Annotated in this window: 21 protein-coding genes and 1 tRNA gene; 13 read left to right on the top strand and 9 right to left on the bottom strand. The window is 67.5% G+C overall.

Annotated elements, in window-relative coordinates:
• Positions 1-22: 22 nt before the first annotated feature.
• From ispF to AMK34_RS13300, 3 genes are read right to left on the bottom strand one after another with little or no spacing between them, the layout of a single operon-like run.
• Positions 23-493: a 2-C-methyl-D-erythritol 2,4-cyclodiphosphate synthase gene (gene ispF / locus AMK34_RS13310; protein ID WP_034310203.1), complete on the bottom strand. Its 471-nt coding sequence runs from the start codon at positions 491-493 to the stop codon at positions 23-25.
• Positions 490-1,140, bottom strand: coding sequence for an IspD/TarI family cytidylyltransferase (locus AMK34_RS13305; RefSeq protein ID WP_407639389.1), 651 nt, complete (start codon positions 1,138-1,140; stop codon positions 490-492). Before AMK34_RS13305 ends, ispF begins: the two co-directional genes overlap by 4 nt.
• Before the next feature lie 59 nt (positions 1,141-1,199).
• A complete protein-coding gene (locus AMK34_RS13300; protein WP_005165253.1) occupies positions 1,200-1,691 on the bottom strand; it encodes a CarD family transcriptional regulator in 492 nt (163 codons plus the stop codon).
• Between the two features lie 297 nt (positions 1,692-1,988).
• Here AMK34_RS13300 and AMK34_RS13295 point away from each other — a divergent pair, with 297 nt between their 5' ends.
• A complete protein-coding gene (locus AMK34_RS13295) occupies positions 1,989-2,717 on the top strand; it encodes a hypothetical protein (protein ID WP_073845521.1) in 729 nt (242 codons plus the stop codon).
• Positions 2,718-2,828: 111 nt separating this feature from the next.
• Positions 2,829-4,187: a DNA repair protein RadA gene (gene radA, locus AMK34_RS13290; RefSeq protein WP_073845519.1), complete on the top strand. Its 1,359-nt coding sequence runs from the start codon at positions 2,829-2,831 to the stop codon at positions 4,185-4,187.
• Here radA and AMK34_RS13285 read toward each other — a convergent pair.
• Positions 4,184-5,281: a CU044_5270 family protein gene (locus tag AMK34_RS13285; protein ID WP_241832764.1), complete on the bottom strand. Its 1,098-nt coding sequence runs from the start codon at positions 5,279-5,281 to the stop codon at positions 4,184-4,186. The genes radA and AMK34_RS13285 overlap by 4 nt on opposite strands.
• A gap of 10 nt (positions 5,282-5,291) precedes the next feature.
• On the bottom strand, positions 5,292-5,921 hold the full coding sequence (locus AMK34_RS13280) for an RNA polymerase sigma factor (RefSeq protein WP_037335389.1): 630 nt from the start codon (positions 5,919-5,921) through the stop codon (positions 5,292-5,294).
• A 158-nt stretch (positions 5,922-6,079) separates the two neighbouring features.
• Between AMK34_RS13280 and AMK34_RS13275 the strand changes: the two genes are divergently transcribed.
• From AMK34_RS13275 to AMK34_RS13260, 4 genes are all read left to right on the top strand, one after another.
• Positions 6,080-6,733 carry a C39 family peptidase gene (locus AMK34_RS13275; RefSeq protein WP_038520717.1) on the top strand — a complete coding sequence of 218 codons (654 nt, stop codon included), beginning with the start codon at positions 6,080-6,082 and terminating at the stop codon, positions 6,731-6,733.
• A gap of 115 nt (positions 6,734-6,848) precedes the next feature.
• The gene (locus AMK34_RS13270) at positions 6,849-7,805 is read left to right on the top strand and encodes a glycoside hydrolase family 6 protein (RefSeq protein WP_038520715.1); all 957 of its coding nucleotides are present in this window, start codon (positions 6,849-6,851) and stop codon (positions 7,803-7,805) included.
• A 165-nt stretch (positions 7,806-7,970) separates the two neighbouring features.
• A complete protein-coding gene (locus AMK34_RS13265; protein WP_073845515.1) occupies positions 7,971-9,023 on the top strand; it encodes a WD40/YVTN/BNR-like repeat-containing protein in 1,053 nt (350 codons plus the stop codon).
• Positions 9,024-9,296 (top strand): MoaD/ThiS family protein, encoded by a 273-nt coding sequence (locus AMK34_RS13260; RefSeq protein ID WP_073845513.1) that lies wholly within the window; start codon positions 9,024-9,026, stop codon positions 9,294-9,296.
• Between the two features lie 464 nt (positions 9,297-9,760).
• Here AMK34_RS13260 and otsB read toward each other — a convergent pair whose 3' ends face one another.
• The 3 genes from otsB to AMK34_RS13245 all read right to left on the bottom strand — a co-directional run bounded on the left by otsB (position 9,761) and on the right by AMK34_RS13245 (position 15,423).
• Positions 9,761-12,289 (bottom strand): trehalose-phosphatase, encoded by a 2,529-nt coding sequence (gene otsB / locus AMK34_RS13255; RefSeq protein WP_073845511.1) that lies wholly within the window; start codon positions 12,287-12,289, stop codon positions 9,761-9,763.
• Between the two features lie 35 nt (positions 12,290-12,324).
• Positions 12,325-13,776, bottom strand: a complete 1,452-nt coding sequence (locus AMK34_RS13250; RefSeq protein ID WP_016337688.1) for an alpha,alpha-trehalose-phosphate synthase (UDP-forming) — start codon at positions 13,774-13,776, stop codon at positions 12,325-12,327.
• Between the two features lie 81 nt (positions 13,777-13,857).
• Positions 13,858-15,423, bottom strand: a complete 1,566-nt coding sequence (locus tag AMK34_RS13245) for a threonine/serine ThrE exporter family protein (RefSeq protein ID WP_073845509.1) — start codon at positions 15,421-15,423, stop codon at positions 13,858-13,860.
• Positions 15,424-15,572: 149 nt separating this feature from the next.
• Here AMK34_RS13245 and AMK34_RS13240 point away from each other — a divergent pair, with 149 nt between their 5' ends.
• Both AMK34_RS13240 and AMK34_RS13235 read left to right on the top strand, forming a co-directional pair.
• Complete coding sequence (locus AMK34_RS13240; protein WP_073845507.1) at positions 15,573-17,141, top strand: alkaline phosphatase D family protein; 1,569 nt, start codon at positions 15,573-15,575, stop codon at positions 17,139-17,141.
• Positions 17,142-17,185: 44 nt separating this feature from the next.
• Positions 17,186-17,258: transfer RNA gene (locus tag AMK34_RS13235), tRNA-Thr, on the top strand.
• A 716-nt stretch (positions 17,259-17,974) separates the two neighbouring features.
• On the opposite strand, the gene AMK34_RS13230 is transcribed toward AMK34_RS13235, so the two are convergent.
• Positions 17,975-19,930 carry an NACHT domain-containing protein gene (locus tag AMK34_RS13230; RefSeq protein WP_073845505.1) on the bottom strand — a complete coding sequence of 652 codons (1,956 nt, stop codon included), beginning with the start codon at positions 19,928-19,930 and terminating at the stop codon, positions 17,975-17,977.
• 260 nt (positions 19,931-20,190) lie between these two features.
• Here AMK34_RS13230 and AMK34_RS13225 point away from each other — a divergent pair, with 260 nt between their 5' ends.
• The 5 genes from AMK34_RS13225 to AMK34_RS42665 all read left to right on the top strand — a co-directional run bounded on the left by AMK34_RS13225 (position 20,191) and on the right by AMK34_RS42665 (position 22,906).
• On the top strand, positions 20,191-20,409 hold the full coding sequence (locus tag AMK34_RS13225) for a hypothetical protein (RefSeq protein ID WP_143202447.1): 219 nt from the start codon (positions 20,191-20,193) through the stop codon (positions 20,407-20,409).
• 173 nt (positions 20,410-20,582) lie between these two features.
• Positions 20,583-20,981 carry an ATP-binding cassette domain-containing protein gene (locus tag AMK34_RS13220; RefSeq protein ID WP_274534435.1) on the top strand — a complete coding sequence of 133 codons (399 nt, stop codon included), beginning with the start codon at positions 20,583-20,585 and terminating at the stop codon, positions 20,979-20,981.
• Between the two features lie 98 nt (positions 20,982-21,079).
• Positions 21,080-21,274 carry a hypothetical protein gene (locus AMK34_RS13215; RefSeq protein ID WP_241832761.1) on the top strand — a complete coding sequence of 65 codons (195 nt, stop codon included), beginning with the start codon at positions 21,080-21,082 and terminating at the stop codon, positions 21,272-21,274.
• Positions 21,267-21,551, top strand: coding sequence for a hypothetical protein (locus tag AMK34_RS13210; protein WP_073845500.1), 285 nt, complete (start codon positions 21,267-21,269; stop codon positions 21,549-21,551). Before AMK34_RS13215 ends, AMK34_RS13210 begins: the two co-directional genes overlap by 8 nt.
• Positions 21,552-22,351: 800 nt before the next feature.
• Entirely contained in the window at positions 22,352-22,906 is a 555-nt protein-coding gene (locus AMK34_RS42665; RefSeq protein ID WP_143202446.1) for a hypothetical protein, read from the top strand.
• The last annotated feature ends 130 nt before the right edge of the window (positions 22,907-23,036 follow it).

The following is a 23,036-nucleotide window of genomic DNA, read 5'->3' as shown; positions in this document are numbered from 1 at the left end:
CCGAACCGGCTTCCGGCCGCGGCTATTCCTGCGAGGGCAGCAGCAATGCCGTCGCGAACGCCGCGATGCCCTCGCCGCGTCCGGTCAGGCCGAGCCCGTCGGTCGTCGTCCCGGACACGCTCACCGGCCCGCCGACGGCCTCGCTCAACACCTTCTGGGCCTCTTCGCGGCGCTTCCCGACGCGCGGCGCGTTGCCCACGATCTGGACGGTCGCGTTCCCGACGGTCCATCCACCCGCCTCGACCAGACGCCGCGCCTCCGCGAGGAATTCGACGCCGTGCTTGCCCGCCCAGCGCGGATCGCCGGTGCCGAACACCGCGCCGAGATCGCCGAGCCCGGCCGCGGACAGCAGCGCGTCGCACAACGCGTGCGCGGCGACGTCACCGTCGGAATGACCCGCGCAACCGTCGACGCCGGGCCAGAGGAGCCCGGCGATCCAGCATTCGCGGCCCGCCTCGACGGGGTGGACGTCGACGCCGTTCCCGATCCTCACAGCACTTCCTCTGCTTCCCCGGCCCGAGCGATCGCTTCGGCCAGCTTCAGTTCGAACGAATTGGTGACGCGCATCGCATCCGGGTGTCCGGCGATGGTGTGCGCGCCGTCGAGAGACGGCTTGCCGGCATACGAGAGAAAAGTCTCACGAGTGAAGCCGAGCGGGGTTTGCGCCGTGCGCAGATACGCCCGGTCTTCGGTCCCTGTAATCACTTTCGCCGCATCAGTCACCTTCACGGTGTCCGCCATCGGGAGTACGGGAATCACGAAAGGAGATCCCGCACGGACCGCGTCCGCGACGGCACGGACCGTGTCCGGGGGAGTGAAGGCGCGCAGGGCGTCGTGCACGAGGAAAACCGGATTCCCGGTGATCTCTTTTTCGACGGTGTCGAAAGCATGCTTGAGCGACGAGCCGGGTACTATCCGGCAACGCTCCTCGAAGCCGCTCAAAGCGGCCGAAAACAAATCAGCACACCGCTCGGGGGCCGCTACGACCACCAGATCGAGATCCGGCAGAGCGAGCAGCCCCCGCACAGTGTGCGTGAGTAGCGCTTCACCATTGACCGGCGCGAGAGCGAGCTCCGCGTCGGAGGCATGGTGTCGAACGACAGTGACGAACACGATTGTGCTCATATGGACGGTGCTCATATGTGCGCGATCGTAGAGGTATCCCTCGCAGCCTCACCTGGCGTGGGACACCCGCCGGTTCAGACTGCCGCGGTTTCCAGAACTTCGTCGAGGAGGACTTCAGCCTTGTCCTCGTCGGTGCCCTCCGCGAGCGCCAGCTCGCTGACCAGAATTTGCCGCGCCTTCGCCAGCATGCGCTTCTCGCCGGCTGAAAGTCCGCGGTCCTTCTCTCGCCGCCAGAGGTCGCGCACCACTTCGGCCACCTTGTTCACATCGCCGGAGGCGAGCTTCTCGAGGTTGGCCTTGTACCGACGAGACCAGTTGGTGGGCTCCTCGGTGTGCGGAGCACGCAGAACGTCGAAAACCTTGTCCAGTCCTTCTTGCCCGACGACATCACGAACGCCGACGATCTCGGCGTTGTCTGCGGGTACGCGAACCGTAAGATCCCCTTGCGCGACTTTGAGGACGAGGTACTTCTTCTCCTCGCCCTTGATCACGCGGGTCTCGATGGCTTCGATGAGTGCGGCACCGTGGTGCGGGTAGACGACGGTCTCTCCGACCTTGAAAACCATGTGTCCTCTGCCCCTTTCGCTGAATTCATCTTAGCACGTGCCGACGAGGCCCACCTAGTGGCCCGCGATCGTCGTCGCAGGTCAGCGGCCTGACGGTGGTCCGCCCGGGGGTTGACAAACCCAATTCGCCCATGCTCACGCTGGTGAGAAGCGAACGATTTCCAAATCCTTTGTGGACGGTTGATCTTGGGCACGTCACCGCATTGGTGGGGTGCCAACACGCACCGGGTTCTTGGCCCGCGAAGGCGCCCGGCTAGTCTTCGCGGTGAAGAGGCCGTGAGATGGAAGGACTCCGACGTGAGGCTGCAGAATCGTCGCGTGTTCGGCGCAGGTGTGCTGGCGCTCGGCGCCGCGCTCGTGCTCGCCGGCTGCGGTGCTGGTCAGATCACCCAGACCGACTCGCAGCAGCCCGCGGTCAACGGGACGTACGCGCAGGCGAAGGAGCTGGTGCTGCGGAACGCCGCGCTCCAGTTCCCGACCGAGGGGCAGGCGTACCCGGCCGGTGCCGCCGCGCCGCTGACGCTGACCATCGTGAACCAGGGCAAGCTGGACGACGAGCTCGTCTCGGTCTCCTCCGAAGCCGCCACCGGTGACGCCAAGATCACCGGCGCCAAGGTCATCGTGGCGAGCCACGCGCTCGTGATCGGCCCGTCCGACGCGGTCGAGTCGACCAAGGAGGTCGCACCGACGAGCGCCCCGGCGTCCTCCGCGCCGGTTTCGTCCTCCGGTGCGCCGTCCTCGTCGGGTGCGCCCTCGTCTTCCGGTGCCCCGTCGTCGAGCGTCGCCGGGACGGTCACGCCGTCCGCGGGCCCGGAGACGACCAACGCGCCGGACCAGGTGGGCAAGGCCACGATCGTCCTGCAGGGGCTGAAGCAGCCGGTGTGGGCGGGCCAGACCATCAAGGTCACCTTCGTCTTCAAGAACTCCGGCTCGATCACCGTCGACCTGCCGGTCGCGGCGCCGTCGCACCCGGGCAGCCGGGCGCCCGCGCCGGAGAAGCCCAAGGCCGAAGGCGGCGGGCACTAGCTCCCTCGTAAGTACATGAAGGCCCCCTTCCTTGCGCCTAGGTACAGGAAGGGGGCCTTCATGTACTTGTCGCTCCCCGGGTTTGTCGGTGGTGGCCGCTAGCCTCGCGGGGTGGTCAAGAAAGGCAGCACCTACCGCTGCGGCGAGTGCGGGTACGAGGCGCCGAAATGGGTCGGGCGCTGCCCCGAATGTCAGGCGTGGGGAACGCTCGAGGAGCGCGGCGACGCCCGCCCCGCGATAGCCAGGGTCGCGGCGGGCGCGCCCAGTGCCCCGGCGCGTCCGATCGGCGAGGTCGACGTCGAGACGGCGCGCGCGAAGCCCACCGGCGTCTCCGAGCTGGACCGGGTGCTCGGCGGCGGGTTCGTGCCGGGCGCGGTCATCCTGCTCGCCGGGGAGCCCGGTGTCGGCAAGTCGACCCTCCTGCTGGAGGTCGCCTATCAGTGGGCAGCCACCGCGGGCCGCGCGCTGTACGTCACGGGTGAGGAGTCGGCGGGGCAGGTGCGCCTGCGTGCCGAGCGCACCGGCAACGTCCACGACGAGATGTTCCTCGCGGCCGAGAGCGATCTCTCCGCGATCCTCGGTCACGTCGACGCGGTCAAACCGGGCGTGCTGATCGTCGACTCGGTCCAGACCATGGCCTCCCCGCAGGTGGAGGGCGCGCCGGGCGGGGTCACCCAGGTCCGCGCGGTCACCTCCGGGCTGGTCGCGCTGGCCAAGGAACGCGGGCTGCCGATCGTGCTGGTCGGCCACGTGACGAAGGACGGATCGGTCGCCGGGCCGCGGGTGCTGGAGCATCTGGTCGACGTCGTCCTGCAATTCGAGGGCGACAAGCATTCGACGCTGCGGATGCTGCGCGGCATCAAGAACCGCTTCGGCGCCGCCGACGAGATCGGCTGCTTCGAACTGGTCGAGGAGGGCATCGTCGGCGTGCCCGACCCGTCGGGGCTGTTCCTCAGCCACACGGCGGAGCCGGTCGCGGGCACCGCGGTCACGGTGACCATGGAGGGCAAGCGGCCGCTGCTGGGCGAGGTACAGGCGCTGGTGTCGGCGACCCAGTCACCGCAGCCCCGGCGCGCGGTGAGCGGTCTCGATTCGGCCCGTCTCGCGATGGTGCTGGCCGTGGTGGAGAAGCGGGCGGGCATCAAGGTCGGCGACAAGGACGTCTACGTCGCGACGGTCGGCGGCATGAAGATCACCGAGCCCGGTATCGATCTCGCGGTCGTGCTGGCGCTGATGTCGTCTGCGCGGGACACCCCGCTCTCGCCCAAACTCGTCGCGATGGGCGAGGTCGGGCTCTCGGGTGAGGTCCGGCGGGTGCCGAGCGTCGGGCGGCGGCTCGCGGAGGCCGCCCGGCTCGGCTTCACGTATGCGCTGGTGCCGCCGGATTCCGGCAAGATCCCGCCGGGTATCCGGGTGCTGGAGGTGGCCGACGTCGGAAGCGCGCTCAACGCCGCGAAGCACGCTCGTTAGGGACCGTTCTCGTCGGTGATCACCACCGAGATCGTCGTGTCGAACAGGGTCAGCCCCGGCCAGCCCTCTTCCCTGTCGTTCGCCCGGACGGCGCGGCTCCCGACGACGGCCGCCGTCGCCCGGTCGACGATGAACGTGCGTGTCCGGTCCGGCATCGTGACCGAGAACGACAACGCGGCCCGACCGTCAGGAGTGGTCACGGTCTCCAGGACGATGCCGGGCATCCTCGCGAGTGCTTTGCACAGAGCCACCCGTTGCGCGCCGAAGCCCTGGGACGAGCGGAGCACGTTGAAGGCCATCTCGAACATCTCGGGCGGCGAGTTCGGCTGTTCCGCGGGGCGGCCGTCCGGCCAGATGCCGTCGTGGCGGAGCCGCTCGGCCATCTTCCCGGCGTCGATGGGCAGTTCCGCGAGGAAGTCCGGGGCGGGTTGCGTCCAGCCGCTCTCCGAAGGGAGCCGGTCCTGGGGCGGGAGGACCGGAGGTGCCGGCGACGTCGTGGTGGTGGTCGGCGGCGGCACGTTGTTCTCGCTGACCGAGGACGACGGACCCGGCAGCGCCTCTCCGTTCCTCATCGCCGTCTGGTAGTCGCCCTTGACCCAGCGGATCTCGCCGGTGCCGGTGAACCGGGTCTTGATCGGCTTCCAGCCCGGGGCCGGCAGCCAGCGTTCGAGGATCTCGTGGGTCTGGTAGACCAGCCCGGACTTGGTGACGCGCGTGGTCCAAGTGGACTCCGTGACGAGCCGGTACTGATCGTCGCGAAGAGGGAAGTCGTCGCCGTGGAGGGATTCGAGCGCGTCTTCGTTCGGGCCGACGACCGAATGGTCCGCGGGGGCCGGGCCGTCGCCGCCGGTGAAGGCGTTCGTCGCCACGATCCCCCCGCCGGACACCAGGGCCGCGGCCGCCGCGGCGGCGATCCATCGCCACGCGCCGGGCCGTTTCTTCGGCGGGGGCGCGAGCCTCGGGAGCAGTTCGTCCTCGACCTCGCCGGCGGCGCGCAGGAGTGCCGCCTTGGCACGGGACAGCTCGTCCCGCCGGGTTTCCGGTTCGGCGTGGAGGCAGGCCAGCGCCTCGTCGAGTTCGGCCTCCGACCACACCTTCCTGACGCTATCGCCGTGCACTTTCGCCCTCCTCGTTCCTGCTCGATCCGTCCTTTGTGGACTCCGGTGCGTTGGCGCGCAGCCATCTCCTGATCCGGTGCAGCCGTGATCTCACCGTCCCGGCGGGAATCCCCAGCGCCTCGGCGACCTCGCCGGGATCAAGGCCCGCCCACGACACCAGCAGCAGGGTGTCGCGGTCCGCGACGCTCAGTTCGGCCAGTGCGCCAGCCAGCTGGGCCGCGCGGGACTGCGCGTCGACCCGCTCGGCGACGCGGCCGTCGTGCCCGGCCGAGACCGCCTGGCCGGCGGCCGCGAGCCGGGCCGTCGCGTTGAGCGCCCTCGTCTCGGTGCGGACATGATGCCGCAGCAGGTTCGTCGCGATGCCGTAGAGCCACGCCCGCGCCGTCCCGGCCTCCGGGCGGTACGTCTCGCGCCGCCGGAGCGCCACGAGGAATGTCTCGGCGACGAGGTCGTGCGCGGTCTCCGTGCCGACGCGGCGCGCGAGATAACGCTGCAGCGGTGCCGCGTGGGCGTCGAAGAGCATGCCGAAGACGGGTGCGGGATCGGGGCCACCGAGATCGGGTCTGTCCGGTCCGCGCGAGCCGGCCTGCTCGTGATCGTCTTTCATCACCTGCACGATCGCTATTGCCCGATGGCCATCGAAGCGTTCATCCGATCCTACTTTCGTCGTGGGCCGACCGGGGAAAGCGCAGGTGAAGCCGCAGACAAAAGCCGCGGGACCGGCGATCATGTTCACTATTCACCATTCAAAAGTGAAACTGGGGAAGGATTACCATGCGTCGACTCAGGACCGTGGTCGTCGCCGCGCTCGCGGCGTCCGCCTTGATCACCGCTCCGGCGGTGGCGCTCGCCCAAGGTGAAAACGCCGTCGATGTGACGTCGATGGCCCCGCCCGCCAAGGTCGAAGGGGTCAAGGCGGCCGCGGAGCTCAACATCCAGTACCAGATCCAGGAGACCGGGTACTGGTGCGGCCCGGCCGCCACCCGGATCGCCATTTCGGCCAAGAACGGCAACCCGCCGAGCCAGCAGCAGCTCGCGAACGAACTGCCGACCACCACCAACGGCACCGACTGGATCGGGCAGGTCACCCGCGTCCTCAACAACCACGTCGCCGGTGGCTGGTACGAGACCAAGGAGATGCCGAACGACCCGCCGACCCAGGCGCAGCGCGACCTGCTGTGGCGCGACATCGTGCTGGACGTCGACAAGGGCTACGCGATCGTCGCGAACATCGTCGCCCCGGCGAACAACCACCCGCCGGGCTACCCGAACTACACGATCTACCACTACTTCACGATCATCGGCTACAACAGCGACAACATGACGGTGAAGATCGCCGACCCGGCCAACTTCGGCGGCAACCAGATCTACTGGCTCACCTTCAACCAGCTCGCGACCCTGATCCCGCCGAAGGGCTACTCGGCCTGACCCACGCCGCGTTTCGTCCTCTGAATGCGTTACTTGCGCGCGCAAGGATCGCATTCAGAGGACGAAACGCGTGGGTTGTACGAATCTTGTACGGAAGGGCCCGAAGCTGGGGAACATGCGCATCAAGACGCTCGGTCTGCTGGCCGCCTCGTTGCTGGCACTGGTCGCCTCGCCGGCCATGGCCGCCGACGGCAACCCGCTCGAGAAGACCAACGGCTTCTACGTCGACCCGAACTCCAACCCCGCGGTCTGGGTCAAGGACCACCCGGGCAGCACCGCCGACAAGATCAAGGCCGCCATCTCCACCAAGGCGGGCGCGCGCTGGTTCGGCAACTGGAGCGGGAACATCAAGACCGCGGTCGACGGCTACACCTACGCCGCCGACGTCGCGGACAAGCTGCCGATCCTGGTCGCGTACAACATCCCCGGCCGTGACTGCGGCGGTCACTCCGGCGGCGGCGCGGGCAGCCCGGACGCCTACCGGACCTGGATCTCGAACTTCGCCGACGGCATCGGCGGCAAGCCCGCGGTCGTCGTCATCGAGCCGGACGCGCTCGCGCAGCTCGACTGCCTGCCCACCGGTGAGCGCCAGACCCGCCTCGACCTCCTCAAGTACGCCGCGGAGCAGTTCGCCGCGAAGGCCCCGAACACCTGGGCGTACATGGACGGCGGCAACTCGACCTGGATCCCCGCCGCGACCATGGCCGACCGGCTCAACGCCGTCGGGGTGAAGTCGATCCGCGGTCTCGCGATCAACGTGTCGAACTACAAGACCACCACCGACTCGGCGAACTACGGCAAGGCCGTCAGCGCCGCGCTGTCGAGCAAGTACGGCTACACCAAGCCGTTCGTGATCGACACGAGCCGCAACGGCAACGGCCCGCTGGGCTCCGAATGGTGCAACCCGGCCGGGCGCAAGCTCGGGGCGACCTCGCAGACCGGCGGCGGCGCCGAGATGCTGCTCTGGGTCAAGGTGCCCGGCGACTCCGACGGCAAATGCGGGATCGCGCCGAACGTCGAAGCCGGTCAGTTCAGCCCCGATCTCGCCCTGCGCCTGATCAGCGGCACCTGACCGCCCCGAAAGCCCGTCGCGCCGGCTGCTCGTCTGTGACCCTCGTTCTCCCGAGAAGGCGAAGGCCACGACCCCTTGGACAGCAGCCGGCGCGACGCCTCCATTTCCCAGCTCCTGGTAGTACGGTGACCTGGGTCACATCACCGGAGCGAGGAGGACTGCGTCGTGGAGTTCCAGCTGGGGATCGGTACCAGGAAGGGCTTGTTCCTCGCCCGCAGCGAGGATCGCGAGAACTGGGAGCTCTCCGAGCCGAAGTTCCCGATGGAGGCGGTGCGCGCGGTCGCGCTGACTCCCGGCAAGGTCTACGCGGCCGCGGTCAACGAACACTTCGGACCGACGATCGCGACGTCCGAGGACTTCGGCGAAACCTGGTCCGAACCCGATCACGCCCCGGTCGCCTTCCCCGCCGACACGGAGACCGCGCTCGAAGGCATCTGGCAGATCGTGCTCGCCGGGGACGTCGTCTACGCCGGTGTCGAGCCGTCCGCGCTGTTCCGGTCCGAGGACTGCGGCGAGACCTTCGAACTCGTGCGCGGGCTGTGGGATCACGAGCACCGTCCACACTGGACACCCGGTGGCGGCGGCCAGATGATCCACACGATCCTGCCGCATCCCACGGATTCCCGGCGGATCACCGTCGCCATGTCTACGGGCGGCGTGTACCGGACCGAGGACGGCGGCAAGAGCTGGACGGCGTCGAACCGCGGGATCAGCGCGGGATTCCTGCCCGACGAGGAACCCGAATTCGGGCAATGCGTGCACAAGGTCGCGATGCATCCGGCGCGGCCCGAACGGTTCTTCCTGCAGAACCACGGCGGTGTCTACCGCAGCGACGACGACGCGAAGACGTGGAAGTCCATCGCCGGCGGCCTGCCGAACGACTTCGGATTCGCCATGGTCGTCCATCCGACCGAGCCGGACACCGTCTACAACTTCCCCTTGGTGGCCGACGTGCTCCGGTTCCCGCCGGAGGGCCGCTGCCGCGTCTACCGCAGCGAGGACGCGGGCGAGACCTGGACGGGACTCGGGAACGGCTTGCCGGACAAGGGTTTCTACGCGGGTGTGCTCCGGGACGGCATGTGCGTCGACGCGCGGGACGGTATCTACTTCGGCACGCGATCCGGTGAAGTGTGGGCCGGCCCCGATGGGGGCGACACCTGGCATCAGGTGGCCGCGCATCTGCCGGACGTGCTGTGCGTCCGGGCCCAGGTGGTCTAGATGGTCCGGGTCCTGCTGCCCGCGATGCTGCGGTCGCTCGCGGGCGGAGAGGCGACGCTCGACGTCGACGCCCCGACGCTCGACGCGGTCCTGGACTCGCTCGGCGCCGGTTTTCCCGCTCTGGAACGGCGTTTGCGCGACGAGACGGGTGCGCTGCGGCGCTATGTGAACTTCTATGTGGACGGTGAGGAATGCCGACGGCTTGATGGGGCGAAGACCTCGCTCGCCGAGGTGACGGAAGTCCAGATCATCCCGTCCGTGGCCGGCGGCTGAAGAGGACTTTCCCCGCATCGCCTGAGTTCCGGAGGTGTCGCGAAAGTGGCTTTCGTGACACACGCCCCGACGATGGGGCTCGCCCAGGCCTTCACCACCACCCGAGCCGACCACTTCAGCCGACGTTGCGAAAGCCACTTTCGCAACCTTCAACGTCGCGAAAGTGGCTTTCGCAACACGCCACCTTTGTCCCACCCCTCAAGAGAACCGCGCGAAATCGTGCATTCCGGCATCAATCGGACGCTCAGTCGCCGGGTGATGTCGTTTGTGGACACTTGAGTCTTTGGCCTATCCCTCGGGAAAGCCGAATCGCCACTCAAGACCGAAGGAGCGACAAGGTCCGGTTCGAATCGCCAGGAGTCACGCCGACCCTTGAGAACAGAGACCGCGCCACCGAACGTCAGGAAAGGGTCGTTCAGGACGAAAAACGTCCTGAACGACCCTTTCCTGACACGTGAAGCGAGCTACTGGGAAAGCAGGTTCGCGCAGCGGATCAGCCCGATGTGCGAGTACGCCTGCGGGTGGTTGCCCAGCGAGCGCTCCGCGATCGGGTCGAACTGCTCGGGCAGCAGGCCGGTCGGGCCCGCCGCGTCGACGATCTGCGTGAACAGTTCCTCGGCCTCGGTGCGCCGCCCGGTGAGCAGGTACGCCTCGATGAGCCAGGCCGCGCAAATGTGGAAACCGCCCTCGCCGCCGGGAAGACCGTCGTCGCGGCGATACCGGTACACGGTGGACCCACTGCGCAGTTCCGCCTCGATCGCGGTCACCGTGGACTGGAAGCGCGGGTCGGCCGGATCGATCAGCCCGGTCAGCCCGACGAACAGGGAAGCGGCGTCGAGGTCCGTTCCGTCGTAGGCGGTGGTGAAGGCCTGGACCTCTTCGTTCCAGCCCTTCTCCAGCACGTCCGCGGCGATCTCGTCGCGCAGCGAAGGCCACGCGCCCGGCACCGCGCGGCCGTAGACCTCGCCCAGTTTGACCGCCCGGTCGATGGTCACCCAGCACATCACCCGCGAGTACACCCGGTGGCGCGGCACGTGCCGTTCCTCCCAGATGCCGTGGTCCGGCTCGTTCCAGCGCCGCGTGACGGCCTCGGCCATCGCGCGCACCATCTGCCAGTCCTCGTCGCGCAGCTCTCCGCGCGCCTCCGCCAGCGTCTGCACGAGTTCGACGACCGGGCCGAACACGTCCAGCTGTACCTGGTGGTTCGCCAGGTTGCCGACGCGGACCGGCCGCGAACCGGCGTATCCGGGCAGCGATTCGATGACCGCTTCGGCGCCGATCACGCTGCCCGCCAAGGTGTACAGCGGGTGCAGCCGTTCCGGACCGGCCAAAGTGGACAGAACGCCGTGCAGCCACCGGAGGTAGCCTTCGGCCTCTTCGGTCGAGCCGAGGTGGACCAGTTCGCGCACGGTCATGGCCGCGTCGCGGATCCAGCAGTAGCGGTAGTCCCAGTTGCGGACGCCGCCGATCTCCTCCGGCAGCGAGGACGTCGCCGCCGCGAGCACGCCGCCGGTGTCGGTGTTCACCAGCCCGCGCAGGGTGAGCGCCGAGCGGCCGACGAGGTCGGTCTGGACGCTGGGCAGCTTGAGCGTCCGCGCCCAGGTGCTCCAGTAGTCGCCCGCGCGCGTCCGTCGCTCCACTTCGGACAGTTCGTGCTCGCTGAGATCCGAAGTGCCGCAACGGAGTTCGAGCACCACCGGGTTCTCCGGGGAGGGGGTGACGAGCGCCGTCGCGGTGTCGTTCATACCGTCGGAGGTGATCTCCCACTCCACGCCGGGCGAGCGCAGCGCGAACGGTTCCGAGGTGCCCTGCACCAGGATCCCGTCGTCCTCGGCGACCAGCTTCACCGGCACACCGCCGAATTCGGGCCGCGGCGCGAACACGATCTCCGCCGCCGTCTCACCCGAGATCACCCGGACGAGATCCGTGCGGTGCGCGGGGCTCTCCGGTTCGAGGTAGTCGGTGACGAGCAGCCGCGACCAGCGGGTCTCGACGGTCATCGTGTTCGGCAGGTAACGCTGCCCGAGTGGCAGGCCGTTGCGGTGCGGCTTGATCGAGAAGTGGCCCGCGCCGGCACCGCCGAGCAGGTCCGCGAAGATCGCGGGCGCGTCGGGGCCGGGGTGGCACAGCCAGGTCAGCCGGGCGTCCGGCGTGACCAGCGCGACCGAACGTTCGTTGGCCAGCAGGGAAAGCCGCTCGATCGGCGGGGCCTGCTCGCCGTAGAGCCAGTTGCGCCGCTCTTCGAGCAGGAACGCGAGCGCCATCGCGACGTCGACCGTGTCCGGAACCCGGTACTGGGCCAGGCTTTCGCCGTCGCCGACCTTCACGCCGAGGTCCGGGCCGGAGATCCGGGCGAACGCCTTCTCGTCGGTGACGTCGTCGCCGAGGAAGACCGCCGCCGTCGCGCCGACCTGGTGGCGCAGGGTGTCCAGCGCGCGGCCCTTGTCCGTCTGGACGACCGCGAGCTCGACGACCTCCTTGCCGTCGGTCGTGGAGACGCCCTCCCATTTCGAAGGTCCATTGTGGACATCGCGGAGGACTCGCCGTCCGGCCTCGTGCTCGGCGCGGCGGACGTGCACCGCGATGCTCGCGGGTTTGACCTCGAGCGAGACACCCGGCACGTCGAGCACCAGGTTCTCCAGTTCGGCCTCGAGCCGTCTGTGGAGTTCGCGGGCCTTGTCGTCGAGCGCGTGGATGAAGCCGATGTCGAACTCGGATCCGTGGCTGCCGACCAGGTTCACCTCGGCCGGAAGGCGGGAAAGAGTGGCGAGATCACGCAACGCGCGGCCGGAGATGACCGCGGTGGTCGTCTCGTGCAGGCCGGCCAGCGACCTGAGCGCACCTACCGATTCGGGCAGGGGACGGGCTTCGTCCGGGTTGGCCGTGATCGGAGCCAGCGTGCCGTCGTAGTCGCAGGCGACCAGCAGCCGCGGGGTGCGCGCGACCTGAACGATCGCACGCCGCAGCTCGGCGGGCAGTGCCTCGGCGGTCAACGATTTCTCCTCGGGAACTATGCGGGGTAGGGGGATCAGTCGGCCGGTTCGGCACCGAGCGCTTGGAGGAACGAGCGCGCCCAGCGGTCGACGTCATGCGTGAGGACCTGTCGACGCATGGCGCGCATACGGCGGCGTCCCTCTGCGGGGTCGAGCGTAATGGCAGTCTCCAAGGCGTTCTTCACCCCGTCCAGATCATGCGGGTTGACCAGGAGCGCACTGGTCAGCTCGGCCGCGGCGCCGGCGAACTCCGAAAGCACGAGCGAACCGCCCAGGTCGTGGCGGCAGGCGACGTACTCCTTGCAGACGAGGTTCATCCCGTCACGCAGGGGAGTGACCACCATGACGTCGGCCGCGGAGAAGAAGGCGGCCAGCTCCGTCCGGTTCACGGACTGATGCAGATAATGCACGACCGGGTGACCCACGCGCGCGAATTCGCCGTTGATCCGCCCGACCATCTGCTCGATGTCGCCGCGCATCCGCTGGTAGTGCTCGACGCGCTCGCGGCTCGGCGTGGCCAGCTGGACGAACGTGACGTCCTCCGGACGGACGCGGCCTTCGTGAAGCAACTCGTGCAGCGCCTGCAGCCGCAGGTCGATGCCCTTCGTGTAGTCGAGCCGGTCGACGCCGAGCAGCACCTTCTTCGGATTGCCCAGGTCACGGCGCAGCTGGGCGGCGCGTTCGGCGACGCCCTTGGTCTTGGCGAGTTTGTCGAGGCCGATGGCGTCGATGGAGATCGGGAACGCGCCGACCCGCACCGTGCGGTCGCCGACCTGCATCAGGCCGGGGCGGGTGCGGATGCCGACCGCGCCGCGGCTGGATTCGAGACCGGCCAGCTGCCGCGCCAGCCAGAGGAAGTTCTGCGCGCCACCCGGCCGGTGGAATCCGACGAGGTCGGCCCCGACCAGGCCACGGACGATCTCCGTCCGCCACGGCATCTGCATGAACAACTCGACCGGGGGGAACGGGATGTGCAGGAAGAACCCGATCCGGAGATCGGGACGCAGCTCGCGGAGCATCGCCGGGACCAGTTGCAGCTGGTAGTCCTGGATCCACACGGTCGCGCCCTCGGCGGCGACCTTCGCGCTCGCCTCGGCGAAGCGCCGGTTCACCCGGACGTAGGACTCCCACCAGCTCCGGTCGAACACCGGCCGCGCCACCACGTCGTGGTACAGCGGCCAGAGCGTCGCGTTGGAGAAGCCCTCGTAGTAGTCACGGACGTCGTCCGACGTCAGGGAGACCGGGTGCAGCACGAGGCCGTCGTCGTCGAACTCCTCGACGTCGACGTCGGGCACACCCGGCCACCCGACCCAGGCTCCCTTGCGCGACCGCAGGAACGGTTCGAGCGCCGACACCAGTCCGCCGGGGCTCGCCGTCCAGCGCCTGCTCCCGTCGGCGGTCCGTTCGAGGTCCACCGGTAGCCGGTTCGCCACCACCACGAAATCCGCGGAGGCCGTTCTGCTCGTCTCGGCAATCACTTCGTCCACCAGCCGCTCCCTCGAATCGCGGGTCGCTGCCCTAAGCGGAAACCCTATCGCGCGAGGAGGCCACGGCCCGTCGCCGAGCGATCACTCCAAGCGTCGTTCGGCGGGTTCCAGCGGACCCGCCATCCGCGGCCCGGCGAATTTGCGTTCCAGCCTGCCGAGCCCCGTGCGCACCGGCTGCGCCAGGTATTCGCCGAGTACCACACCCGCTGCCAGGGCAAGCCCGATCGCGACCGCGGTCATCAGCGTCGAGATGTTCCCGCCGGGCTCGACGCCCAATTGGTATAGACCACGATAGGTGGAGAGACCGGGGAGGAGGGGCGTGATGCCGGACACAGCCACCACGAGCGGCGTCACCTTGAGGCGCCTGGCGAGCACGCCGCCGCAGAAACCGACCAGCGTCGCGGCGACCGCGGAGGAGCTGACGGCCTGGAAGTCGGTCAGCATCAACGCGCCGTACACGGCGCCGCCGATCGCCCCGGCCGCTCCCGCGACGATCATCGCGCGCAGGGTCGAATACGAGGCGAGCGCGAAGCAGGCCGACGCGCCGACGCTGCCGATGATGATGATCGGCAGCTGTTGCGGGGTCGAGGAAACGACCTCGGGCAGCGGCGTCAGCGGCAGGCCGAGCAGTACCGCGATCTTCAGCGCGAGCACCACGCCCGCGATCAGCCCGGCGCTCATCAGCGCGGTTTCGGTCGTGCGCCCGGCCGCTGTGACGTAGTAGCCGGTGATGGCGTCCTGCACGGCGGAGACCGTGGAGAGCCCGGACAGCAGCACGGTGACGGCCGCCGCGACGACCAGCGTGGGTTTGTCCGTGGTGAGCAGGTTGCTGCTGACTATCGCCATCGCGGACAGCGTCGCCACCAGGCCGCCGATCACCTGCTGGAAGAAGAACGGCAGCGCGAAGCGGTTCAAGAACCGGCCGAGCCGGTCGATGACCGCGCTGATCACCAGCGCGACCAGCGCGACGTCGATGCTGCCGCCGAGGATCAGGGTGATGAACGCGGCCAGCCCGCCCCAAGCGGCCGTGGCCACCCAACGGGGGTACGGGTGCGGCGCGGTCGTGATCCGCTGCAGTTCCTGCTGGGCCTCTTCGGCGCCGATGTTGCCGCGGACGATCCGGCGGACCAGGGTCTCGGTCTGGGTCAGCCGCGTGTAGTCGAGGCTGCGCGAACGGACCACGCGCAGCGCCGTGACCGGGGCCATGTCGGTGCCGCGGTGGCAGGTCACCGTGATCGACGTGAAGATCACGTCGACCTCGCAGTGCGGGAGGCCGAGCGCGGAGGTCAGCGCGATGATCGTGGCGGTGACGTCGGAGGCGCCGGCGCCGCTCGACATCTGGACCTCGCCGATGCGCAGGACGAGATCCAGGACGAAGTTGACCGTCGTGTCGTCCGGCGGCTGCGGGCCCATCGCCTCTTCGACGTCGACGGCGGGCTGCTCGGCCGTCGGCGCTTCGAGGATCTGCCAGGCGCGGCGGCGCAGCAGATTCGGCCGGTGCGAGCGAGTCTGGGGGATCGATCGCTCTCCGTCACGCTGGCGCGGCGCTTCCAGCAGCCATTCGCCACGTTCGGGTGTTTCGTCCTGGTTCTTTTCGGCACCTCGTTCGCCGCGCTGGGCTCCCTTGGTGTGCTCGTTGATCTTCATGATCGATCCACCTCCTCACTCTGGTTCGAGGGACTTTCCCGAGGAGCATCGGGGCCGGTGCCTCGACCGTTGCAGGAAACCCGAAGTGGCGTCCGCCACGTCGGAGGAAGATCATCGCGACCTCGCCGGTTTACGGCACACTGCATGTCATGGCGTCCTCTGTGAGCAGGCGTTCCGTTCTTCGCGCGGCCGGTGTGACAGCTGCCGGAACCGCGGCGACATTCACCCTTTCGGGTGCATCTAGCGGGGCGGAAGCCCCGGTTTTCGCGCACGGGGTCGCCTCGGGTGACCCGATGCCCGATTCGGTCCTTCTCTGGACCCGCGTCACGCCTTCGCCCGAGGCCGTTCCGGGATCCGGAAAAGGGGCGGCGGTGGACGTCCGGTGGGAGGTGGCCGAGGACGCCGGATTCACCCGCGTCGTCGCTCGCGGTCACCTTCGGACCGGCCCGGAACGCGACCACACGGTGAAGGTGACGGCCGGCGGGCTGTGCGCGTCGACCGGGTACTGGTACCGGTTCACGTCTCAGGGGAAGGTCTCGCAGACCGGCCGGACCCGCACGGCGCCTCCGCGCGACGAGGACGTCGAGAGCCTGCGCTTCGGCGTGGTCTCGTGTGCGAACTGGGCTGTCGGTCACTTCGCCCCCTACGGCTATCTGGCCGGCCGCGACGATCTGGACGCCTTCATTCACCTGGGTGACTACCTCTACGAAGGGAATCCCAACCCTGCGGGTGATCTCCGGCCGTCGGTACCGCCCAACGAGTTGATCACCCTCGCGGACTACCGGCAACGTCACGCGATGTACAAGACCGACGAGCACCTGCGGCGCCTCCACGCCCGGCATCCGATGATCGCGACCTGGGACGACCACGAGGCCGCCGACAACGCCTGGTCCGGCGGATCGCCGTCACACGACCCGGCGACCGAGGGCGACTGGGCGGACCGGATGCGGGCCGCGCACCGGGCGTACTTCGAATGGATGCCGGTGCGGCATCGCGGCGACCGGCTGTACCGGCGGCTGAAGTTCGGGAAGCTGGCCGACCTGACCATGCTGGACCTGCGGACGTACCGAACGCGGCAACCCGGCCCGGTCTCGGCGGACGACACCATCCTCGGCGCCGATCAGCGGCAGTGGTTCCTGGACGGCCTCGCACGCGGGACCGCGTCCTGGAACCTGATCGGGAACTCGGTGATGGTCACGCCCATCAAGATCCCCGCGCTGCCCACGCGCGAACGGCTCGCGCTCGACGACCTGCTCGACGGCCAGCCGACCACGGTCAACACCGACCAATGGGACGGCTACACCGCCGACCGCCGCCGTGTCCTCGACACCATCGCCGCGCAAGGCCGGGGCAACACGGTGTTCCTGACCGGCGACGTCCACTCGTCGTGGGCGAACGACGTGCCGCGAGACGGAGCGAGCGTCGCCGTCGAGTTCGTCTGCCCGTCGGTCACGTCGGACAACATCGACGAGCAGCTCGGCGTCCCGCCGCGGACCGGCTCGCTGAAGGTCGAAGCCGCGATCCGCGCGCTGAACCCGCACGTGCGCTTCGTGGAACTCGACTCGCACGGTCCGGGCGTCCTCGAAGTGACCCCGGACGCCGTTCGGATGAACTGGTACTACGTCGCCGACCGCCGGGACCCGGCGACCGCCGTGACGTTCACGCACGCCTTCCGGACGGTGGCCGGGGACCCGCGGGTGCGCCCTGCGGAGCGCTGAACGGGCGCCGATATACTGGCCCTGTCCAGGCTGTCCTGGGCAAGGCCGCTATAGCTCAGCTGGTAGAGCATCTGTCTTGTAAACAGAAGGTCAGGGGTTCGAGCCCCCTTGGCGGCTCAAGATCAATATTGCGTTTGACCTGTCGATGTATCGCTTTTCGCGAGTCTTGTTCATGTTTTACTCGGTGCCATTGGGCCCCGTTTCGTCTCCGTTTTCACAGGCGTGCCGATTCCGGGTCGATCCTGCCTCCGGCGTGGGCCTGAGGTTCGACGCCTTCGGCGGCGGCTGCGGCCGCCGCCGAAAACCCGACGGGCCGCAATGGTAGGTAGCTACCGCGGGGGTGGGTGAAGTTCGCCGTGCGAGCGACAGCGGGGTGGGTGCCCGGCGAGTGCGGTGTGGCCGCGGTAGCCATCGTGGGAAAGGCTTCGCGGTGTTCGGGGTTGGAGCGATAGGGGCGCGTAGCCCATTCCTCGAGCAGGGTGCCGTTGAACCGCTCGACTTCCCGTTGGTCTGAACTGCACTTGCCTTGCATTTGTGCAGCTGACGTGAGACGCGACCGTCCGGATGGAATCCCGCGCTGGCCAAGAGTGGCGTCCGGATGGAATCCCGCGCTGGCCAAGAGTGGGGTTGCGCCGATGCTAGGAGGTGGCTCCCGAGCTTGCGACAGGGCACCAAGGCAGCCTTGCCGCAGTGGTCGGAGTGCAAGACCGCGACCTGGCAGGTTCGTGTATACGGTACAGCGCAAACGCGGGCATTGGCACCAGAACTATCGTACGCGGCATCGAGGCCTTGCCTGAGAATCAGTGGAGCCCTGAACGCCGAGAGTTGTGCGTTCAGCTTTCGTTGGCACTGCGTGCTCGCGCGGCGAGTCGGGCTTGCAGGAGTTGGTGGCGGAATTCGTAGTCCGGGCCGTTGCGACGCAGCAGGCCGCGCTGGTGAGCGTCGTCGAGGAACGCGAGCAGGTCGCGTGGTAGGCGGCCGCTGGCGGCAAGGAACCAGCGGTGGAGCCGGAAGGTGCTGGACGCGTGCGACACTTGGAGCGTGAGGCACAGGTACACCAGGAGCAAACCGCCGAGTATGGACGGTTGTCGTGACAGCAGTGTGCTCCCGATCCACATCGTAGGGACCAGCCAGAAGAACTGGGTCAGGGCATAGGTCCGGTCGGCGAGGACTTGCTCGAGCGGGCTTCGGTCGAAGTCGACGCTTACGAAGCGTCCGATGAGGGCGATGCAGACTCCAGAAATTCCTGTGACGACAAAGACAGCAACGAGGAAATTAGTGCCTGGGCCCCACTTGGGCAGTTTCGCCGGGTCGATGATGATGCTGTCGGTGGCGAACGCGATTGCGACGAACCCGGGAAGTGGGACCGCACCTAAACCGGCGACAAACAAATCCGGATAACTGATTGGTCGCGGTCTCCGGGGCGGTACCCAGTGGGTGAGTGCGAACCCGATGATGAAGCCGATTCCCGTGCCAGCGAGAGGTGGCCAGTTCGCCAAGGTCGCGGCGGCGTAGCCGATCATGGCGCCGAGAGGTGCGATGGGGAACAGCAGCGCCATGATCCAGCGCGCCAGCGCGGGAAGTGCCTGGTGTAGCTGCCACCAGCGGATGGTCTGCGAGCGTGTGCGGTCAAGGTGGCGGGCAAGAAATGTCATCCACGTCTGCACGTCACGGATGGTGTAGCGGGTATTTTTGCGGTAGAGAGCGGGGATTAGTCCGTCCAGCAGTCGTTGCTGGATTGTGGTGCGGTCGGTCAGCGCCAGCAGCTGGCCGGGAGCAGAGTAGGTGGTCCGGGCGAGCGACATCATCAGCGGGGTGGACAGGGCATCAGCAAGTTCCCCGTCGGGTTCGGCGGCCAGTCGCATCAGGACCGGTTCCCACGACCGCGCGGCCTGCTCGGTGGTATCGAGGAAGGAGCGAGCGTCCCCGGCTGACACCGCTTCCAACTCGATCACCGCAGCGGTGGCCAGCGGGGACCGGGTGCGTGCGATGACTTCCTCGTATTCGGTGATGCGGCAGGTCAGTACCACCGGTTTGTCGCCGTCGGTCGCTTCGTCGATCGAAGCGAGAGCCCGAGCCTGGCGCTGGACGGGTAGTTCGTCGAAGCCGTCGAGCAACGGCAGGATCCGGCCCGTCGTGAGCAACCGGCGGCATGAGTGGACGCCCCCGAGTCCGGGATGTTCGAGTGCCAGCCGATCCGCCAGCCAGTCATACAGTGGGTTTCCCTCCCATTCCACCAGGGGCACTAGGTACGGCACCGGGTCGTCCTCGGTGCGGGTGTCGAGCAGCTGCAGCAGCATCAGCATGACGAGAGTGGATTTCCCAGCGCCGGGCTTGCCAAGGATGACGAGCTGGCGTCGCGGCAACGCCCGGTACTTCTCCGCCGCTTGACTAACATCCCCCGACAGCCTCAACCGCACCGGATGACCAGGCACCGCCGCGCCCACGACCGCGGCCGGGGACGCGGTCACCGGCCGGGAGGTGGAGCTCCAGCGCAACCTGATCGGCGCTGGACTGCGCACCTGTCGAAAAGCTGCTTCTCGATCCCACCGGCGTCGTACGTCCTGCGCGAACCGGGCCAGGTCGGGGCCGGCCGCCGCGCGCTGGCGCAGCAGGGTCGCCACTCCTACTGCCAGAGACCCGGCGCTGATCACAACACCGAGGATCGAGACGACCTTCTGCGTCGCGTCCAGGTCCGGACCACCCCACAGGAACACGGCGAGCACCACGAGCACCACACCCAGGCCGGTGCCGACGAGACCGAGTCCGATGGCCTTACGGCGTGACATTCCACGTCTCCTCGCTGCCGGATCACCATCTCATTCTGGCGGCGATCTCCAGAGCGACAGTGCAACTCCGCCCGGCTGGGACACGAGACCACCCGATGAGCCCACCGTCGATCTCGAATCAGTGAATCCAACTCCGCCGCCAATACGGCCATCAGCCGAACTGCTGGCCGCCCGAGCGGTCGGTGCGATGCATATGGGTTTTGGATCCAGGCATCCGTGTTGTGCCGGCTCACATGCTGGACGGGACACTGCTGAGTCTGATGAGCAGATGGGTCTTGTCTGTGCCGGAGTCGCCGCTCGGTGATGAACGCCGGATTTCGGTCGACCAGGACACGCTCGTTGACCAGTTTTGTGGCAACCGGCGGTGCCGTCAGGGTCCGTCTCAGGATCTTTCCGAAACGCAGGGCGGCGTCGATGACGAAGCAGAGGCCCGTGAAGGTCGCGACGAGGGCGAGTCCGGTCTCAAGGCCATCGAGTGAGTCAGCGGGCCGCGCTAAGTCTGGGAAGCGAAGTGTCCAATAGAAGGGACAAGGCAAGTGAAGGGCTGATCATCATGCCGGTCATCACGTTCGCCCACATCGGCAAGAGCTACGGAGGCACCGAGGTAATCCGCGAGTTCGACGCAGAGGTACCGGATTAGGAGTTCCTCGTCCTGCTCGGCCCGTCGGGCTGCGGCAAGTCCACAATGCTCCGCATGATCGCGGGCCTCACCGAGGTCGTCAACGCCAAGTCGCCGAAGGAGCGCAACGTCGCCTTCGTGTTCCAGTCCTACGCGCTCTACCCGCAGATGACGGTGCGCGCCAACATCGCGTTTCCGCTGCTGATGGACGAGCAGCGGTGGTGGCACCACATCCCGATCGTGGGCAACCTGGCGCGGCGCAAGGCGCTCAAACGCCCGGACATGGTCGCGAAGATCGACGAGGTCGCTGAGATGCTGGAGCTGACGCAGTACCTCGACCGGCGGCCCAAGGCGCTGTCCGGCGGGCAGCGCCAGCGCGTGGCCGTGGCCAGGGCGCTGGTCCGCGAGCCCGCGATCTACCTGCTGGACTAGTCGCGCTGCGGTCACTGGTACCGGAAGGGTCTTGCGAGAGCGCGGGAAACCATTTCCGCCCCGGCGAGCTGCCGCTGCTGGAGATGTATCTGACCGGGGTGACGAAGCGCATCGCCCGCGACAACGTGCGTGCGCACCTGCCCGAGGCGCTCGACCTCGCCCAGTCCGGACTGGTGGACCCCAGGCGGGTGGTGTCGGACGTGTTCGACTGGGAAGAACTGCCCAGCGCTTTGCCCGAACGGCACCTCAAACCCGTCTTCGTCCGCGACCTGCCAGGATTCGCCGGTGCGTGAGCTGTGGTTCGAACGTCCCGGCAGGTTGGCCTGGCACGAGCGGGACGCTCCGGCATCGCTGGAGGCGACGGACGCGATCATCCGGCCCTTCGTCGCCGCCCGCTGCGACGGCGAGACCTTGCAGGCAACCGGCCGGTGTTCCGGGTCCTGCAAGCAGGAATGGCTCTGGGCCCAGTCGACCCCGGTCGTCGGCGGCATCTGCGGCAAGGTCCCGTTCCGCGGCCCGTTCGTCATCGGGCACGAGTGCGTCGCCGAGATCAGGCGGAGGAAGACTTAGCGAAGCGGCGGAACGCCTGGTAGGCACCTCATTGGCCGATTTTCACGTTTGCCGATCGAGCCAGAACGTCGCGTCGGCCGGCTGAGATCAGCTGGTCGATTCTGGGGCGGAGCGAGCTGTCCTCAGGGAAACTTTGGGTCGATCCCCGCTTGGTGCGGGCGAGAAGATCAACTAAGCAGCGTTATTTTTGCGGAATTCGTAAGTAATATGCGGAACAGGACTGGTTTTCGGTGAGCATTTTTGTTCACTCGACTGGCCTATAGTCAGGATCATTCAGGCTCCGCTTAGCTGCGAGTTGCAGCCAACTTGTCTGTCGGGGGATGATTGAGGGGGGAGTAACGCGATGATGTTTGTTCGTTCGTGCGTGGCACTGCTTTTTGCATTCGCACTGACACTGACAACAAGCTCCACAGCCTTGGCCCTGGACCCGCCGAAGCGTCCGAACTGCGGTGACACGGTCTACTTGGTTGATATGAATTCGGGGTTGAACACCGCCAAGTTTCGCATTGTCGGCGTCGGTCTCTCGAAATGGCTCGGATCCGGTGGTGGGACTCTTCATTTCTCCGCGACGGCGGGCGGAAAGTCGACCTTTTTCCGAACCGGCGCTTCAGGGCGGGACGGCGCCCGGTCGGGTTTGATCGTGATCAACGGTGCTAGCCACGTAGCGGTTCATGCTTGGCTAGACAATCTTTCGGGCACTACTAAGTGCGAGAAATACATGTCGTTCTGACCTGTCAGGGCAGTGCGCCGAGGCGCTTGTCTCGCCTTGCGGCGCAGGAGGCCGACGTTACACTGAAGCGGTGAGTATGTCGTCGATCGTTAATACCGTACAGGTAGCCAGTGCGCTGAGCGCTCCAATCACCGTCAGGCTCAGCCACTGCCCGATGGCATTCGACCTTCGGCCTGCGGAGTCATTCGAGGTTACGGAGAGAACTCCGCCAGGTGGATACATTGAGATAGTCTTCGATTCCTATGAAGGGCTCCCGATATTGTGGGTGCATGGCTGGGAGTTCGGCGACACGGAAATCTCGGTAAACGGTGCCTCGCAAGATGTTCCGCCGTGCACGCGAAACAACAAGCCGGATTTTCGCTTGAAGGGCTGGCCAGTTGGGCGACCTGAAGCCGCTCCTTCGGCCGGTGTCTACGTCTGTGACGAGCGTACCGAGGGTGACAACCGTATCGACATCGAAGACTCCGGGGTTGTGACCTCGTATGTGAATCCGCCGAAGCAGCCGATTTGGTACTCCGGCGCGGGCATCGACGGTGCGCCGCCCAAGCTGGTTTTACACGACGATGGGATTCGCATCATCGGGGCGCACAGCCAAGTAGCCACTGAAGATGGCCAAGCTCAGTAGCGAATAACCGACTTCGAAGGCAGAGAGCCCCTCGGCCATATGACCGAGGGGCTCTCTGCTCGAGAGCTCAAGCCTCATCGCCGAACGGTTTCACCGCTGCTTCTCGCGGGAGTTTCGCCGCACCTTCCGC

The sequence above is a fragment of the Amycolatopsis sp. CB00013 genome, from assembly GCF_001905755.1.
In the GTDB taxonomy this organism is placed as follows: Bacteria; Actinomycetota; Actinomycetes; order Mycobacteriales; family Pseudonocardiaceae; genus Amycolatopsis; species Amycolatopsis japonica.
The sequence above is the reverse complement of the archived record's forward strand: the minus strand, read 5'-3'. Positions and strand labels throughout refer to the sequence as shown.

Excerpts from the sequence above, each read along its gene's own strand:
- AMK34_RS13305 (WP_407639389.1), bottom strand. The coding sequence starts at position 1,140 with ATGAGCACCGTCCATATGAGCACAATCGTGTTCGTCACTGTCGTTCGA.
- AMK34_RS13300 (WP_005165253.1), bottom strand. The coding sequence starts at position 1,691 with ATGGTTTTCAAGGTCGGAGAGACCGTCGTCTACCCGCACCACGGTGCC.
- AMK34_RS13275 (WP_038520717.1), top strand. The coding sequence starts at position 6,080 with ATGCGTCGACTCAGGACCGTGGTCGTCGCCGCGCTCGCGGCGTCCGCC.
- AMK34_RS13270 (WP_038520715.1), top strand. The coding sequence starts at position 6,849 with ATGCGCATCAAGACGCTCGGTCTGCTGGCCGCCTCGTTGCTGGCACTG.
- AMK34_RS13260 (WP_073845513.1), top strand. The coding sequence starts at position 9,024 with ATGGTCCGGGTCCTGCTGCCCGCGATGCTGCGGTCGCTCGCGGGCGGA.
- AMK34_RS13245 (WP_073845509.1), bottom strand. The coding sequence starts at position 15,423 with ATGAAGATCAACGAGCACACCAAGGGAGCCCAGCGCGGCGAACGAGGT.
- AMK34_RS13240 (WP_073845507.1), top strand. The coding sequence starts at position 15,573 with ATGGCGTCCTCTGTGAGCAGGCGTTCCGTTCTTCGCGCGGCCGGTGTG.
- AMK34_RS13230 (WP_073845505.1), bottom strand. The coding sequence starts at position 19,930 with ATGTCACGCCGTAAGGCCATCGGACTCGGTCTCGTCGGCACCGGCCTG.
- AMK34_RS13225 (WP_143202447.1), top strand. The coding sequence starts at position 20,191 with ATGAGCAGATGGGTCTTGTCTGTGCCGGAGTCGCCGCTCGGTGATGAA.